The organism is Vibrio sp. AND4 (genome assembly GCF_000171815.1).
GTDB lineage: Bacteria > Pseudomonadota > Gammaproteobacteria > Enterobacterales > Vibrionaceae > Vibrio.
In genome coordinates, this window is record NZ_ABGR01000005.1 from 28,630 (window position 1) to 44,946 (window position 16,317).

Genomic DNA, 16,317 nt, shown 5'->3' on the forward strand with positions numbered 1-16,317 from the left:
TCAAAAAGGATTCATAGATGAGCCTAAACTTTCTTGAATTTGAAAAGCCAATTGCAGAACTAGAAGCAAAGATTGAAGCACTGCGCGACGTATCTCGTCACGGTGGTGATTCTGCGATTGACCTTGATAAAGAAATCGAACAGCTAGAGAAAAAGAGCCTAGAACTTAAGAAAAAAACCTTTAGCAACCTAGGTGCATGGGAAACAGCTCAATTGGCTCGTCACCCTTTACGTCCATATACATTGGATTACATTCAACACGCATTTGAAGAGTTTGATGAATTAGCGGGTGACCGTGCGTTCGCAGACGACAAAGCCATTGTTGGTGGTATAGCACGTCTTGAAGGCCGACCAGTGATGATCATTGGTCACCAAAAAGGCCGCGAAACCAAAGAAAAAGTGAAGCGTAACTTTGGTATGCCTAAACCAGAAGGTTACCGTAAAGCACGACGCCTGATGGAGATGGCAGAGCGTTTCAATATGCCAATCATCACGTTTATCGACACTGCGGGTGCATACCCAGGCGTTGGCGCTGAAGAGCGCGGCCAGTCTGAAGCTATCGCAACCAACCTGAAAGTGATGTCTGGCCTCAAAGTGCCAGTCATTTGTAATGTTGTTGGTGAAGGTGGCTCCGGTGGTGCACTTGCGATTGGTGTGGGTGACTATGTAAACATGCTTCAGTACTCAACGTACTCAGTGATCTCTCCAGAAGGTTGTGCTTCAATCTTATGGCGTGATTCAGACAAAGCGCCACAAGCAGCAGAAGCGATGGGCCTAACCGCTCCACGCCTTAAGGAACTTGGTCTTATCGATGAAATTATCGAAGAGCCACTGGGTGGTGCTCACCGTGACCATGTTCAAATGGCTGAAAACATGAAAGCCAACTTGCTTCGTCAGCTAGAAGATCTTGAGCAACTTGGCCACGAAATGTTACTTGAGCGTCGTTACCAGCGGCTAATGAGCTACGGTTATTGCTAAATTGCGGTCACTGCTAAAGCGCAGCTCAAGCTAAATTATGGTTGCCGCAAGCGTTAGCTGAACTTTTGCAAGATAACAGATAAAATAAGAAGGGTTGGGCAGAAGTCCAGCCCTTTTTTATTTCTTTCGGATGGTTTATGGAATCGCTCTACTCGCAATGTGCTCAAGTGCTCGACCACTATTATCGGCCCGGAGCCAAGATTGTCTTGGCGTTTAGTGGTGGGATAGATTCACGTCTTATGCTCGAACTGCTGAGTCGTTATCAGCAAGTGAATGCCACAGATAGCAACCCAATTCATTGTCACGCTGTTTATGTGCACCATGGTTTGAGTGCGAACGCGGATGAGTGGGCGGCCAAATGTTTGACTTGGGCAAAGCAGGTAGGAATGACCTGCTTCGTTGAGCGAGTGACTCTAGACACCCAAAGTGGCGAAAGCATCGAGCTGTTGGCTCGTGATGCGCGATATCAGGCGCTGGCCAAGCACATCCAAGCGGGTGATTTATTGCTGACGGGACAACACGCCGATGATCAAGTCGAAACCTTCTTGTTAGCATTGAAGCGTGGCAGTGGCCCGAAAGGTTTATCGTCAATGGCAGAAAGTATGCCGTTTGCTGATGGCACCTTGGTTCGTCCTTTCCTCACCGTCAAGCGTGAGCAAATTGAGGCCGTAGCGAAGGAGCAAGGGCTAGATTGGGTAGAAGACGAAAGTAATCAAGACACGCGTTTCGATCGTAACTTCCTTCGCCACCGGATCCTCCCAACGCTCTCTGAACGTTGGCCGAGTATCCACCATGCGGTGCAGCGCAGCGCTGCATTGTGTGCTCAACAGGAAGCCTTGCTGGATGAGCTGCTTGATGCGGTGTTTGAGCGTGCGCTACAAAGTGATTTGAGCTTGAGTATTGGAGAGCTATCTTTGCACAGTGAATTGGCTCGTGCGCGGTTGGTGCGTATGTGGCTGGCTAAACTCAATGCCAGTATGCCAACGCAAGTGCAGCTTAATTTAATCTGGAATGAAGTCGCGTTAGCGCAGCAAGACGCCAACCCCAAGCTACAACTTAAGCAAGGAGAGGTGCGCCGTTTTCAAAATTGCCTGTATTGGGTAACTGAAACGGCTGATGTCACGACGTGGCGCAGCGATATTCACACCGATATGGCTTTGGTGTTGCCGAAGCAGCTGGGGGTGCTTACTTTGAGTACCCGCTCAGAGCAAGCCAATATTGCCTTGCCGCCTCAGCCAGAACTGCTCAAAGTGACGTTTAACCCAGAAGGACTCTCTGCGCATCCAGCCACGCGGAATCACAGCCGCAAGTTGAAAAAGCTGTTCCAAGAGTACAAGGTGCCGAGCTGGTTGCGTCGTCAAATCCCGATTTTAATGTATCAAGATAAGGTGGTAGCGGTTGGGGATTTGTTTGTTGACCGAGCATTCAGTGGTCAAGACTGTGAGCTTGTCTGGCGAAAGTTATTGTAATCCTAATGACTTTGTTGCACTTATCGGTAAATAAATTCCACTAGTGTCTGGGTTTTCAGTTGCGTCCCGACAACAAGGATTGAATGTTGCGAGGCGCTAACCGATAATATGCGTAAACGATTGAAGCTTAAGGGATGAACATGAAAAAGATTGAAGCGATCATCAAGCCATTCAAATTGGATGATGTGCGAGAAGCATTGGCTGAAGTAGGCATAACAGGGATGACGGTCTCTGAAGTGAAAGGTTTTGGCCGTCAGAAAGGTCACACAGAGTTGTACCGTGGTGCCGAGTACATGGTTGATTTTCTTCCTAAAGTGAAGCTAGAAATCGTCGTGACCGAAGATGTTGCCGATAAATGTGTAGAAACCATCATCGAAACAGCGCAAACCGGCAAGATTGGCGACGGTAAGATCTTTGTAACCGATATAGAACGTGTCGTACGTATCCGTACTGGTGAAGAAGACGAAGACGCAATCTAACTCTGTCGAGATAGAATTAAGATTTCACTTCATTATCTGGTGAAAAATTGAGTAAGCTAACAGGGAGCCGACAATGGCTCCTTTTTTATGATGCGCATTTATGCGCTCTATTCTTTATTAGGTAGGCCTATGTATCCGCGTTTAGCTTTTGCGTTAGTTTTTCTCATTATCACTGGGCTTGTTAGTTTTCAGGTTATCTTTAAGGTGCCAGAGCAACCACAAATTATTTCTCAAACAGGGGCGAATATTACTCAAGATCTTCGCTGTATGGAGTTTGAGCAGCCTCAGGCACTTGACAAAGATGGTGAGTTAAATGTCTTGGTATGGAATATCTACAAACAAAACCGAGACAACTGGCAGCAAGCGCTGGACGAGTTTTCCGCCAACAAACAGTTACTTGTGCTGCAAGAAGCCAGCTTAACTGATGAATTCAAAAACTGGCTGGTGGACGGACAGTGGGTGAGCAACCAAGTCAGTGCATTCAAAGCACTTGGCAGTGGCGCGGGTGTGATCAGCATTGCGCACAAAGCGCCCATTCGAGCTTGCGCGTATACGTCAAAAGAACCGTGGTTACGTCTGCCGAAATCAGCGTTGTACAGTAAGTACCAGCTCAGCAATGGTCAAGTTCTGGCGGTTGTGAACATCCATGCGATTAACTTTACGTTGGGTACCGAAGAGTACACGTCTCAGCTTTCTGTACTAGAGAAAGTGCTAGAGGCGCATGCTGGCCCGATTATGTTTGCTGGGGATTTTAATAGTTGGAATGGAGAGCGCTTAAGCGCGATGAAAAAAACGCTGCAGAAAGTCAATTTACAAGAAGTTGCTTTCAGCCAAGATCACCGTACTCAGTTCATTACTGGCTTGAAGCTAGACCATGTTTTTTATCGTGGCCTAACTCTCAAAAGTGCGAAAGCGCCGCAGAGCGACGCTTCTGATCATAATCCATTGCTAGTCTCGTTTACACTGAACGATTAGCTAAGAGGGGCCCTAGCTAAGCAATAATGATGTACAGGGCAAAAATCAGGTAGAACGTAATCCAAGGTAGGCTTGCAATTACAAGGGCCTGCCCGCGTTCAAACTCTGTCCAAGTTAAAACCACACCATAACCCAAGACAATGTACCAAGGCAGCAGCAGTGGCAGTGAACTGGTCAATGGTGACCACTCGTTAGTTAGTGGTAGCTTTAACAAACCATTTAGGCTGTTTAAGTCGGCAGCATACGTCATCACTTGCCCGTGTTTCAAAAGCAGACTCACGTAGCTGGCGATATCGCCAAGTACGGCGGGGAAGAGAATTGCACAAGAGGCCGCAAACCATCTCCAGTAACCGTATTGCTGTTTGCTTGTTTTGGTCGCAAGGAAGAACCACAAAGCCAAAAGTAGCAAAGTCGCAAAGCGATTAAATACGTCATTGATGATTGAGCTGGCCATCAGTGTATTGGGTTCCAACAGCTCAATCTGCTCAGGAGCTATCTGTTGCAGTTGAGCCGTTAATTGCTCACTTAGCCAAGTAAAATCCACATTTGAGAAATAGGCACCCCAGAACAAGATCGGGCTGAGCATCAAAAAAATGAACGGCTGCCATCCCCAGATCCCACGTTGATACAGCGCCAAGAAACACGATGTTGGTGAACGGAAAATATCCAACAACATGACAAACGGGTTACTTGATGGGGTCATACATTTACCTTAGTGACGTCAACATACAACCTAAGCTTCTGACCTGGTTTGAGGTACTTCTGCGTTTGAAGAGAATTCCATTTGACAATGTCCTTGCCCTTCACCTTAAACTTGCTCGCAATACCGCTGATAGTGTCGCCCGAGCGTACGTTATAGAAAACGGAGCGAATTACTTCGCCTTTGTCTGAGCGCTTCCAAATCGTCAGCTTTTTGCCAACACGTAGGGTATCTCTTGGTCCCATGCCGTTCCATTTCGCCAGCGCCTTATGAGAAACCTTGTTTTGCTTTGCGATAGACCACAAGCTCTCGCCAGGTTGCACGACATGAGTCAGCTTGAATTGACCGCGGGATGTTGACTGTGTTTTGTTCAGTCGATTTTTCGCGGTTAAAGCGTATTTAGCGTCATCTTTTGTTGACGTCGGGATCATTAGGTACTGACCAATGCGAATATTGCTGCTCGTCAAGCCGTTTGCACGTTGGATAACTTTGGTTGTCGTTGCGTATTTCTGAGCCAACCTGCTGAGTGAGTCGCCAGGTTTCACTTTGTAGCGTGCGACCTTCATGCCTTTACCACGGTTCTTCTTCACTTGAGCAAGGAACTGAGCCTTCTTCTCGATAGGAATTAGAAGTTGGTGCGGACCATTGGGCGCCGTAGACCATTGGTTGTAAGCTGGGTTGTAACCTTGTAGCTCTTTGACACCAATGCCTGCGTAATCAGCTGCAATCGCAAGATCCAACTGTTCATTTGGATCGACCTGTGTCAGTACAGGCTTATTCGGGATTGATGGAATCTTTATACCGTACTTGTCTTGGTTCGCAATGATGTCTGCAAGCGCAAGTAGCTTAGGAACGTAGCTGCTTGTCTCTTTAGGTAGATCAAGGGAGAAGAAGTCCGTTGGTTTTCCTAGCTTCTTATTTTTACGAATCGCGCTTGATACACGACCACCGCCGCTATTGTAAGCCGCAATTGCTTGGTCCCAGTTGCCGTTAAAGCGCTTGCTCTGTTGCTCAAGGTAATCAAGCGCAGCATCTGTTGCTGCGTAAACATCACGACGGCCGTCATACCAGTAGTTCTGCTCCAATCCCATCATCTTTCCGGTGCCAGGAACGAATTGCCAAAGGCCAGCTGCACTGCCATGTGAGTATGCAAAGGGGTCAAATGAGCTTTCTACGATAGGTAGAAGTGCCAATTCCATGGGAAGGCCACGCTCTTCAATGCGTTTTGTAATCATGTACAAAAACGGCTGTGCGCGTTCAGACACGGTACGCAGATGGTTAGGGTGCTTCAAATACCACGTACGGTAGTAAGCCACTTTCTTGTTATTTGGGATGTCCATTTCAAGCTGCATGCCGATACGACGCCATACATCTTTTTGATCTTGAGGAGAAAGGGCTTTCGGCGTCACTCTAGCCGGTTTTTTTGCTGCCGATAGCCTTTTCTTTGAGTCCGCTCGAGTGACGGCTTGTTTTACCGCTTGTTCGGACTTATTGGTTTCTGGTGCTGGCGTATTTGTTAACTCTGACTCTGTCAATTGACAACCAGAAAGTAATAACGCCAGCGCCCAACTGTACTTTAAACGCATGGATTTAAGCCTATTTAGGGCCTGTTTATCTTCTCCTGCCTGTCGCGCAACAATGTACGTGGCAGTCGCAAGATAATAGACATCTTGTAACTGAATGAAAGGTAGGGCTTACAGGCCGCTACTTTTATGCGATTGGATGAAATACAAACAGCTTTATATCTGCCCCCAAACGCAATAGAAGCGCCACTGGCGCTTCTATTGAAATCAGCTCACGATAATACTTGCGTCGTGCAAGTTTACAAGCATAAATTGGTTAAAATTCGTTCTTCCACTCACGCAGAGCAGTAAAAACTGAGCACGGGTCGCTGTTTTTAATACGATTTGTGACAGATTGAATCACTTCGGCGTTGGTCGCGCGCAAGAACGGATTAATCAATTTTTCTTTGCGCAGCGTGGTAGGAATGGTAGGAATGTTTAATCCGCGCAGACGATTTACGTCATCACGGTATTGACGTAAGTGCTCGTTATCTGGCTCAACGGCTAATGCAAAGGCAACGTTACTTGCGGTGTACTCGTGTGCACAAAACACCTCAGTCTCTTCAGGTAGCTTCATTATTTTGCTCAATGACTCGAACATTTGCTCTGGGGTACCTTCGAAGATACGACCGCAGCCAGCTGAGAACAGTACGTCTCCGCAAAATAACTTGCCATCACCTACATAGCCTATATGACCCAATGTGTGACCTGGCAAACCGAGCACCATAAATATTTCACCGAAAAGCTCAAGTTTGTCGCCTTCTTCCATCGCATTGGTTAATGTAGGGATAGGTTCCGTCTTCGGGCCGACCACAGAAACATGAGGAAAAGCACGCACTAAATCAGAAACGCCGCCAATGTGGTCATTGTGGTGGTGTGTAATTAAGATCGCTTCTAAAGTTAACTCGTTAGCCTGTAAATACGCTAACACTGGCTTGGCGTCGCCTGGATCGACCACGGCACATTGCTTGTCGCTATTTTGAATCAGCCAGATGTAATTGTCGTTAAATGCGGGTATGCTTTTGATCTCTAACACGTTCGTTCTCCGTTACCCTTTTAAGTCAGGTGGTTAATGAAACCAGCACTCAGCAACAAAACTTTACCGTACCCGTCGACTTGGTCAGAACTGAACAATGGGCCGTGGGTACTTGAGTCAATCCAAACCCGATTCGATGAATGGTGTCCGAGGTTATTCGGCTATCACATGCTGAAATTGGGTGGTTTGAGCTGTGAGCTAACCAGCTGTAATGGTAACATTCAACACCAAGTCAACGTAGATATCCAGAACCCGTTGCATAATGTTGTTGCAGATGGTTACGAATTGCCCTTTTTAGAGAAAAGTTTTGATGTTGCGGTCCTCGCTCATCAACTGGACTATGCAAGTGATCCCCATCGACTGCTGCGAGAAGTTGATCGCGTCATGATGGATGATGGTTATATTATTATTACGGGCTTCAATCCGATCAGTGTCACTGGCTTAGCAAGTTTGCTGCCTTGGCGGAGAAATATTTTGCCGTGGAGTGGGCGAATGTTTACCACCCACAGGATTAAAGACTGGCTAGGCGTGTTGAACTATCAAGTGGTTCATTGTGAACGTTATGCTCTGTTTCCGATGACACGCTGCAAAACCATGCTGACATGGTTGGAAAACAGTTTGGGAGATTGGGCATCGCCGGCAGGGAGTCTTTATTACATTGTCGCTCGTAAGCGAACTTACCCCCTTAAACCTATCAAGCCGCATTGGCGTTTCAAACGGAAGCTAACACCAATGGGGGTGATGAACAGAGAGGGCAGTGCGGTGAAAAAGGTATTAAGCAGTAAAAACTAAGACGCTTGGTAACCGGTATCTTCTTCCGTTGGGTTTTCAGCAGCGGCGCGAGCAAGATCGTCACAGATCTCATTCTCACGATGGCCTGCGTGGCCCTTAACCCAATGCCAATCCACTTGATGGCGAGCGGTTTCCTTGTCCAGTGCTTGCCATAAGTCGGCATTCTTCACTGGTTTTTTGTCTGCGGTTTTCCAGTCTCGCTTTTTCCAATTGTGTATCCATTGCGTAATGCCCTGGCGCACGTACTGACTGTCGGTTGTTAACGATACTTGGCATGGTTCTTTTAACGTTTGTAGCGCGACCACGGCCGCCAACATTTCCATGCGGTTATTGGTGGTCAGCGTATAGCCTTTTGCTAGAGTTTTTTCTGTTTGCTTGTAACGCAGAACAATTCCGTAACCGCCAGGGCCCGGATTGCCTAAACAAGAACCATCAGTGAAAATCTCAACGTGTTTGGTCATATTTTTGATACTATTAACCCGAAACTTTAATGAAGCATAGTCTGACACACATAACCTTATGAATACCAGCAGCAATTCTGAACACAATCGTATTATCGTACTCGATACTGAAACCACGGGTATGAACCTTGAGGGCGGCCCGCACTACATGGGACACCGCATCATAGAGATCGGTGCCGTGGAAATCATCAACCGTAAGCTGACTGGTCGTCACTTCCATGTATACCTCAAGCCGGACCGCGAAATTCAGCCCGAAGCGATTGGCGTTCACGGTATTACCGATGAATTCCTCGTCGACAAACCGGATTATTCGCATGTCCACCAAGAGTTCTTAGATTTCATCAAAGGTGCTGAGCTGGTCGCCCATAATGCGCCCTTCGATACCGGCTTTATGGATTATGAGTTTGAAATGCTCGATCCAGCCATTGGTAAAACGGACGATTTCTGTAAGGTGACCGATACCCTTGCCATGGCGAAGAAAATCTTCCCAGGCAAGCGCAACAACCTCGACATCTTGTGTGAACGATACGGTATTGATAACTCTCACCGTACTCTCCACGGGGCATTGCTCGATGCTGAGATTTTAGCCGACGTTTACCTCTTAATGACGGGTGGTCAAACGAGTCTAGAATTTAACGCTAATAAAAAAAATGGCGAACCAGAGGGTATTCGTCGGGTCCAAGGAAGAAAAGCGCTAAAGGTTTTGCGTGCCACTGCCGATGAAGTAGAAGCACACCAGAAAAGATTAGAGCTGGTGAACGACAGTATTTGGTAGTAATTAGGAGAGACTATGTTGAGGGCTTTGTCCGTCGCTATTTTAGCGTTCTGGAGTTGTTTCGCGTTTTCTGCGAGCGAGTCCGCCATGTCTTTGCTAGATAACCGTTTTCGTGTCGATCCGACCATAGAACAAATCACATTTCTGGTTTATCGTGAGCAAAGTTCTCAACCTGTCGTCCTTGTTCGTCCTGATGGTAAAAAATATTACGCATGGGGCACCTACGACAACGTACGTTGGTATCAAGAACCTTCTCTTGACATCATTTCTGTCGACAAACCTATGGCAGGCCCTTGGCAAGCCGTGGGTAAAGTGACCCCCAAAAACAATATCCGTCTAATCTCGCACCTCAAACTCAACACCGATGTGTTTCCAAACCGTCTCTATCACAACGAAGCACTAAAGTTTACAGCGCGCTTGACCTCAGAAGATAAACCACTGGTACTGAGAGATTTCCTCGAGCGCGTAAAACTGCGTGTTACTTTCACCAAGTTTGTCGAAAACGAAGATCAACTGATAAAAGAAGCGCGCCCCATCGCTATGGTGGTTGGTGAATTCTCCGATGATGGCCGCGGCTTGGATGAAAAAGCCGGCGATGGCGTTTTTACCGTTCAGCTACCGATTGATGTCAAACCGGGGAAATACCGCGCACGCATAACCTCTGGTAACGGCGTATTTCTCCGAGCACAAGAGCACGTGGTACTGGTTTACCCATCGCCGATTACTCGCACCTTTATTCAATCACGCCATGCCGGGCAACCACATCAATTGGTCGTCAGTGGTGAGCAAGGCATGATTACACCGGGCTCGATTGCAGTGAACGTGGAGCAAAAAGCGCCAGATGGTTTTATTAGTCATAGCCAAGGCCAAGTCTCTGCAGATGGCAGCAAAACGACGCTTGAGATGGGTAATGACACCGAGTTGGGTAAATACACATGGCACGGTGAAGTGTTTGCGACCGACTTAGCCACCAAGCGCTCATTGGTCTTCCCAATCAAAGAGCAATCATTCAGCGTTGTCAACGAAGTGGATTTGGAAGCTGCGCGCTCAGCCAAAGAAGCGGAGATCGCTGAGCAAAGACGTATCGAAATGGAAGAACGCATCATCGCCAAGCGCGAAGCTGAACGTCAGCAAAGTATGATCATCATCGCCATTGGTAATGTGCTTGCCCTGATTCTGGTGATTCTATTCTGGATCATCTGGACCAAGCTCAAAGCTAAACGCCAAGCGATGCCAGAGATGCAGTTGGAAGTGCCGAAGAAGTAGGGTGTAAGAATTTAAATTTAGAACGGAGCCAATTGGCTCCGTTTTTTGTATTGTTCTTAAGCTTTAGGAACTTTAGCTTCTAGTATAAGAGTATTTCTAATATCGTTTATTATGGAGTCTGAGTGTTTGGCGGATGTTTTTCAACCCCGGATCTTTTATCTGTCTAGCTAGGCTCTCTCGGTAAGTAGATTCTGAATTACGTTCGTTCCTCACTGTTCAGAATGACGGAAAGTTAGGAAGACCGCGTGTGTGGTCGTCAGACAATTCAAAGTATCCCGTCATTCTAGCGAGCTCCAGCGAGACTAAGAATCTACAATCAGCGCGTTGTGAAGTTTGTACTTTTATCCTCTCGGAGCATTCGGTGAGTAGATTCTGAATCACGTTCGTTCCTCACTGTTCAAAGTGACGGAAAGTTAGGAAGACCGCGTGTGTGGTCGCCAGACAACTCAAAGTATCCCGTCATTCTAGGGAGCTCCAGCGAGACTAAGAATCTACAATCAGCGCGTTGTGAAGTTTGTACTTTTATCCTCTCGGATCATTCGGTAAGTAGATTCTGAATCACGTTCGTTCCTCACTGTTCAAAGTGACGGAAAACTAGGAAGACCGCGTGTGTGGTCGCCAGACAACTCTAAGTACCCCGTCATCCTAGCGAGCCCCAGCGAGACTAAGAATCTACAATCAGCGCGTTGTGAAGTTTGTACTTTTATCCTCTCGGAGCATTTGGTGAGTAGATTCTGAATCACGTTCGTTCCTCACTGTTCAGAATGACGGAAAGTAAGGAAGACCGCGTGTGTGGTCGCCAGACAACTCTAAGTACCCCGTCATCCTAGCGAGCTCCAGCGAGACTAAGAATCTAGTATTAGCGCGCTGTGGGGGTTGTGCTTCTATCCTCTGTTGAGTCGTTGGCAAGCTGGTTCTAGTCCGTGTTCTTAATCGCTTCGCAGATCCTTTCCGTATCTATGCTAAACTCACGCCATCAGCTATATGAATGACTCTCATTTGTTTACCTGAAGGCTGCAATTAGGCGGCGAAATTTCGAATAAAGGCATAAGAATGAGCAAATTAAGTTCAGCTGAACGTAAAGCTCGCGACAACGAGCGTTTCTCACAACGCGTGAGTGAACGTCGCGAAAAAGGTGAAGATGTAATCGCGTATGCGCTTGCAAATAAAAAAGCAGTTAAGTTCTTAACTAAGTCAGAAAAGAAAGCACTGAACGAGCGTAAGGCGATGCTTCAAGAAGAACTTAAGTTAAAAGAGCAGGAAGAGCTGCGCAGAATTGAACAGTCGTTTATTGTTGAAGAAAACAAAGAAAAATAAACGTTTTTTCGCTAACAAGATGTTGTGCGAAACAGAGATTCAATAAAAACGGGAGCCGAGGCTCCCGTTTCGCTTTTTACTTTTCACTCAAGCTGGTTATTCGCTTAAGCGACGTGCTCCATTTGAGGGTAGAGTCGCTTTGCGGCCAGTAGCTCTGGTTCAAAATCGTCTACGTTGATGGTATCCAGACGATGTTGCTCTGCTTCTCTCAGCAAATCAGCTTCTTCTTGAGTAATGAAGCCTTGCTCTAGACCTTCTTGAGCAATCATATCCAAACGTAGGAACGGACGGCGTTTGCCTTGCGCTTTACATACTTTGTCAAATACAGGTTCAGCTTGAAGAATTACAGCCAATGCCAACTCAATTTTACCTGCTGCGTTGTGTTCCGTTGGTTCTAGGTACTGACCACGACCAATACGTGAACGTGTTGCACTTGGTGTTTGCAGAATACGAGCCACTTTGCTGTCTAGCTTGTCGCTTGGCGCTTTACGAACACGACCAAATGGCATGATTAATATACGTAACACTCGACCGATTGCTTTGTTAGGGAAGTTTGCGAGGAACTCATCAATCGCCGCTTCAGTTTGCTTCAAGCTGTCTTGTACGCCCCAATGAACGAGCGGCAGGTCTTCAACGGGACGACCATCTTGCTCAAAGCGTTTCAGCGTTGCAGAGCTAAGGTATAGCTGACTTAGAATATCACCAAGACGCGCCGATAGACGTTCTTTACGTTTCAACGAGCCACCCAGTACTGCCATTGAGATATCCGATAGTAAAGCCAGGTTTGCGCTATAACGGTTCAATTTTTGGTAGTAGCGCTTGGTCGCGTCTTTGGTTGGTGACGACGAACCTAGGCCGTCACTTAAACCAAACCAGATGCTGCGAACAAGGTTACTCATGGTGAAGCTCACGTGACCCGCTAATGCGTTGTCGAATTTCTCAACGGCATCACCGGCGTCAGAGTATGCAGCGTTCATCTCTTCAAGAACATAAGGGTGACAGCGAATTGCGCCCTGACCGAAAATGATCATTGAACGCGTTAAGATGTTTGCACCTTCTACCGTGACTGCGATTGGTGCACCTTGGTAACCACGCGCTAGGAAGTTAGAAGGGCCCATACAGATACCTTTACCACCTACAATATCCATCGCGTCGATGATGCTTTGTTGACCGCGATGCGTACAGTGGTACTTCACGATTGCTGAGATAACCGATGGCTTTTCACCGAGGTCGATACCTGCTACGGTGAGGTTGCTAGCGGCGTCCATCACGTAGGCATTACCTCCCAAACGTGCCAATGGCTCTTCTACGCCTTCCATGTGACCGATTGGCTGTTTGAACTGACGACGAATGCGTGAGTATGCGCCTGTTGCCATTGCAGCCGTCTTGATGCCACCTGTTGAGTTTGAAGGCAGCGTGATACCACGGCCAACCGACAGGCATTCAACCAGCATACGCCAGCCTTGGCCCGCCATTTTTTCACCACCAATGATGAAGTCCATCGGTACGAAGATGTCTTTACCACGAGTTGGGCCATTTTGGAATGGTACGTTAAGCGGGAAGTGTCGGTTGCCAATCTCAACACCTTTGAGGTCAGTTGGGATCAGAGCACAGGTGATTCCAAGATCTTCTTGGTTTCCAAGTAGGCCCTCTGGGTCACGCAATTTGAACGCCAGACCAAGTACAGTGGCGACGGGCGCCAGCGTGATATAGCGCTTGTTCCATGTTAGGCGCATGCCAAGGACTTCCTCTCCTTGCCATTCGCCTTTACATACAACGCCGTAATCTGGGATAGACCCCGCATCTGAACCTGCTTCTGGGCTAGTCAGAGCGAAACATGGGATCTCTTTTCCTTCTGCAAGGCGAGGTAGGTAGTAATCTTTTTGCTCTTCAGTACCGTAGTGTTGCAGTAGCTCGCCTGGACCTAATGAGTTAGGTACACCAACGGTTGACGATAAAACCCCAGAAACCCCCGTCAATTTTTGTAATACCAAAGATTGCGCATACGCTGAAAACTCAAGCCCGCCGTATTTCTTCTTAATGATCATGGCGAAGAACTTATGGTCTTTTAGGTATTGCCATACTTCGGGAGGAAGGTCTGCCAGCTCATGGGTCACTTGGAAGTCACTCACCATGGCACACACTTCGTTGACCGGACCATCTAAAAAATCTTGCTCTTCTTTGCTCAGCTTAGGCGCTTTAATAGCGTGGAGCTTCTGCCATTCGGGCTTGCCTTTAAATAGCTCGGCTTCCCACCATACCGTGCCTGCATCCAATGCTTCTTTCTCGGTTTGAGACATAGCGGGTAGAACTTTCTTAAACATTACCAGCGCTTTGCGGCTTATCAGGGATTGGCGCACGCTAGGAACAGCGAGCACTGCCGCGGCAGCAATGTAGAGCGCCCAGCCAATAAAACCAACTGAACCCAAGATCGTCAGTATTAGCATGGCTGCTGTGAGTAAGCCGATGGATTTTATGAGCGACATTCTGTGGTAAAGCGTAATGCCTAATACCACTGTCATCGCTAAAATAGAGAGCAAGATGTCCATATATTTTTTCCTTTTCAGACTTTAATTATGTTGTACGTCTGTGATTTGGTATGAGGTCTAACCAGTGCTTTAAGTGTAATCAAAATATTAACGAAATGTAAAACCCAAAGTTGAGCAAAAAGTGATCTAAGTAGAGCTAAAATTCTAAAGTTGAGAGTTAGGTGATGGTTTCGTAAGCAAGCTGATAAGTTTATTAGCGTGATGAATCCAAATCTGTAGCTTCGCTATCGACACAAATTCTTGTTTATGGGTAAACTCTGAGTAATGAACTGTCCGGTGTGAATTCCACATCAGAACAATTTGCCAAGCGAGAGGTTCAACCTCACTGCTGTGGCCGAGATAATAAAGAGAACGTCTTATGTACCAAGATCTGATTAGAAGTGAATTAAACGAAGCTGCTGAAGTTCTGAATAAGTTTTTAAATGATGACCACAACATCGCACAAATTGAAGCGGCAGCGAAAATGATTGCTGATTCATTCAAGCAAGACGGTAAGGTGTTGTCGTGCGGTAATGGCGGCTCTCACTGTGACTCGATGCACTTTGCCGAAGAGCTGACAGGTCGTTACCGTGAAAATCGCCCAGGCTACGCAGGTATTGCTATATCGGACCCAAGCCATCTTTCTTGTGTAAGTAACGACTTTGGCTATGATTTCGTATTTTCTCGTTATGTAGAAGCTGTTGGTCGTAAAGGCGACGTTCTGTTTGGTTTGTCGACGTCAGGCAACTCAGGCAACATTCTAAAAGCCATTGAAGCGGCACAAGCAAAAGGTATGAAGACGATCGCGCTAACGGGTAAAGATGGTGGCAAGATGGCCGGTCTCGCTGATATCGAGATTCGAGTACCGCATTTTGGTTACGCTGATCGTATTCAAGAAGTGCACATCAAGATCATCCACATCATTATTCAGTTGATCGAAAAAGAGATGGAATAAGACTATCAGTTAAGCCAATTGCAAGCTGATTTGTGTTTTCAGGTAGGAGTTCGTTAAACCATGTGTGAATTGCTCGGCATGAGCGCAAATGTTCCAACAGATATTTGTTTCAGTTTTACGGGATTAATGCAGCGCGGTGGTCGCACAGGCCCGCACCGTGATGGTTGGGGAATTACTTTCTATGAAGGAAAGGGGTTCCGCACTTTTAAAGACCCCAACCCAAGTTGTGAGTCTCAGATTGCCGAATTGGTGCAAAACTACCCGATCAAAAGTCGCGCGGTTGTGAGCCATATTCGTCAAGCCAACCGAGGGGGTGTGAATCTCGAAAACACCCATCCGTTTACGCGTGAGCTTTGGGGGCGTTACTGGACGTTTGCACACAATGGTCAACTGAGCGATTATCAAGACTGGTACACAGGGCGTCATCGTCCGGTTGGGCAAACTGACAGTGAGATGGCGTTTTGCTGGCTGTTAAAGCAGATGGAAGACAAGTACCCTGAACCACCACAGGATATGGAAGCTGTTTTTGCCTACGTGGCCGAGTGCTGCGATAAGCTGAAAGAGAAGGGCGTATTTAATATGCTGCTCAGCGATGGTGAGTTTGTGATGACTTACTGCACTAACCATTTGTACTGGATTACGCGTCGTGCGCCATTTGGCAAGGCGGCCTTGTTGGATGAAGATGTCGAGATCAATTTCCAAGAGGAGACGACGCCAAACGATGTGGTTTCCGTGATTGCGACTCAGCCACTAACAGGTAATGAGACATGGCATCGCATGAAGCCGGGCGAATACGGTTTGTTCCATATTGGTGAACTGGTGTTGAATAATGCTGAAGCCTTGGTGGATGTGCCCTTTGCTGCACCAAAGCCAGGTAATCAGGCGCCGATCGAACCGTTGGAATGATGGTTTGTGAAACAGAATAGTGAAATAAAGCTCGTTTAATCACGAGCTTTATTTTTATGCGTTTGAAACCGAGAGCAGGTACGGACGTGCACTTTTATTTTATAGTGTGCTGGGTGTCG

15 protein-coding genes are annotated in these 16,317 nt (G+C 47.0%); 10 read left to right on the forward strand and 5 right to left on the reverse strand.

From position 1 onward, the window contains the following. Positions 1-17: 17 nt before the first annotated feature. From accA to AND4_RS08145, 4 genes are all read left to right on the forward strand, one after another. A complete protein-coding gene (gene accA / locus AND4_RS08130; RefSeq protein ID WP_009842473.1) occupies positions 18-977 on the forward strand; it encodes an acetyl-CoA carboxylase carboxyl transferase subunit alpha in 960 nt (319 codons plus the stop codon). A 137-nt stretch (positions 978-1,114) separates the two neighbouring features. Next, the gene (gene tilS / locus AND4_RS08135; RefSeq protein ID WP_043991565.1) at positions 1,115-2,446 is read left to right on the forward strand and encodes a tRNA lysidine(34) synthetase TilS; all 1,332 of its coding nucleotides are present in this window, start codon (positions 1,115-1,117) and stop codon (positions 2,444-2,446) included. A gap of 140 nt (positions 2,447-2,586) precedes the next feature. Further along, on the forward strand, positions 2,587-2,925 hold the full coding sequence (gene glnB / locus AND4_RS08140) for a nitrogen regulatory protein P-II (protein ID WP_005380372.1): 339 nt from the start codon (positions 2,587-2,589) through the stop codon (positions 2,923-2,925). A gap of 129 nt (positions 2,926-3,054) precedes the next feature. Further along, a complete protein-coding gene (locus AND4_RS08145; protein ID WP_009842475.1) occupies positions 3,055-3,900 on the forward strand; it encodes an endonuclease/exonuclease/phosphatase family protein in 846 nt (281 codons plus the stop codon). A gap of 16 nt (positions 3,901-3,916) precedes the next feature. Here the strand turns inward: AND4_RS08145 and AND4_RS08150 are convergent, their stop codons facing one another. The 3 genes from AND4_RS08150 to gloB form a co-directional block, all read right to left on the reverse strand. Then, entirely contained in the window at positions 3,917-4,603 is a 687-nt protein-coding gene (locus AND4_RS08150; RefSeq protein WP_009842476.1) for a YIP1 family protein, read from the reverse strand. Further along, complete coding sequence (locus AND4_RS08155) at positions 4,600-6,186, reverse strand: LysM peptidoglycan-binding domain-containing protein (RefSeq protein WP_009842477.1); 1,587 nt, start codon at positions 6,184-6,186, stop codon at positions 4,600-4,602. Before AND4_RS08155 ends, AND4_RS08150 begins: the two co-directional genes overlap by 4 nt. Before the next feature lie 253 nt (positions 6,187-6,439). Continuing rightward, the gene (gene gloB, locus AND4_RS08160; RefSeq protein WP_009842478.1) at positions 6,440-7,198 is read right to left on the reverse strand and encodes a hydroxyacylglutathione hydrolase; all 759 of its coding nucleotides are present in this window, start codon (positions 7,196-7,198) and stop codon (positions 6,440-6,442) included. 36 nt (positions 7,199-7,234) lie between these two features. Between gloB and AND4_RS08165 the strand changes: the two genes are divergently transcribed. Next, positions 7,235-7,990 (forward strand): class I SAM-dependent methyltransferase, encoded by a 756-nt coding sequence (locus AND4_RS08165; RefSeq protein ID WP_009842479.1) that lies wholly within the window; start codon positions 7,235-7,237, stop codon positions 7,988-7,990. Here the strand turns inward: AND4_RS08165 and rnhA are convergent. After that, complete coding sequence (rnhA, locus tag AND4_RS08170; RefSeq protein WP_009842480.1) at positions 7,987-8,451, reverse strand: ribonuclease HI; 465 nt, start codon at positions 8,449-8,451, stop codon at positions 7,987-7,989. The two genes, AND4_RS08165 and rnhA, sit on opposite strands and share 4 nt — an antisense overlap. Positions 8,452-8,509: 58 nt before the next feature. On the opposite strand from rnhA, the gene dnaQ reads away from it, so the two are divergent. The 3 genes from dnaQ (at position 8,510) to AND4_RS08185 (ending at position 11,809) form a co-directional block, all read left to right on the forward strand. Then, on the forward strand, positions 8,510-9,226 hold the full coding sequence (gene dnaQ, locus AND4_RS08175) for a DNA polymerase III subunit epsilon (protein WP_009842481.1): 717 nt from the start codon (positions 8,510-8,512) through the stop codon (positions 9,224-9,226). A gap of 15 nt (positions 9,227-9,241) precedes the next feature. Further along, positions 9,242-10,492, forward strand: coding sequence for a TIGR03503 family protein (locus AND4_RS08180; protein WP_009842482.1), 1,251 nt, complete (start codon positions 9,242-9,244; stop codon positions 10,490-10,492). A gap of 1,053 nt (positions 10,493-11,545) precedes the next feature. Next, a complete protein-coding gene (locus tag AND4_RS08185) occupies positions 11,546-11,809 on the forward strand; it encodes a hypothetical protein (protein WP_009842483.1) in 264 nt (87 codons plus the stop codon). Positions 11,810-11,913: 104 nt separating this feature from the next. Here the strand turns inward: AND4_RS08185 and fadE are convergent, their stop codons facing one another. After that, a complete protein-coding gene (gene fadE, locus AND4_RS08190) occupies positions 11,914-14,358 on the reverse strand; it encodes an acyl-CoA dehydrogenase FadE (protein ID WP_009842484.1) in 2,445 nt (814 codons plus the stop codon). 358 nt (positions 14,359-14,716) lie between these two features. On the opposite strand from fadE, the gene lpcA reads away from it, so the two are divergent. Continuing rightward, on the forward strand, positions 14,717-15,292 hold the full coding sequence (gene lpcA / locus AND4_RS08195; RefSeq protein ID WP_009842485.1) for a D-sedoheptulose 7-phosphate isomerase: 576 nt from the start codon (positions 14,717-14,719) through the stop codon (positions 15,290-15,292). Positions 15,293-15,352: 60 nt separating this feature from the next. Then, positions 15,353-16,198, forward strand: a complete 846-nt coding sequence (locus AND4_RS08200) for a class II glutamine amidotransferase (RefSeq protein WP_009842486.1) — start codon at positions 15,353-15,355, stop codon at positions 16,196-16,198. Positions 16,199-16,317: the final 119 nt, after the last annotated feature.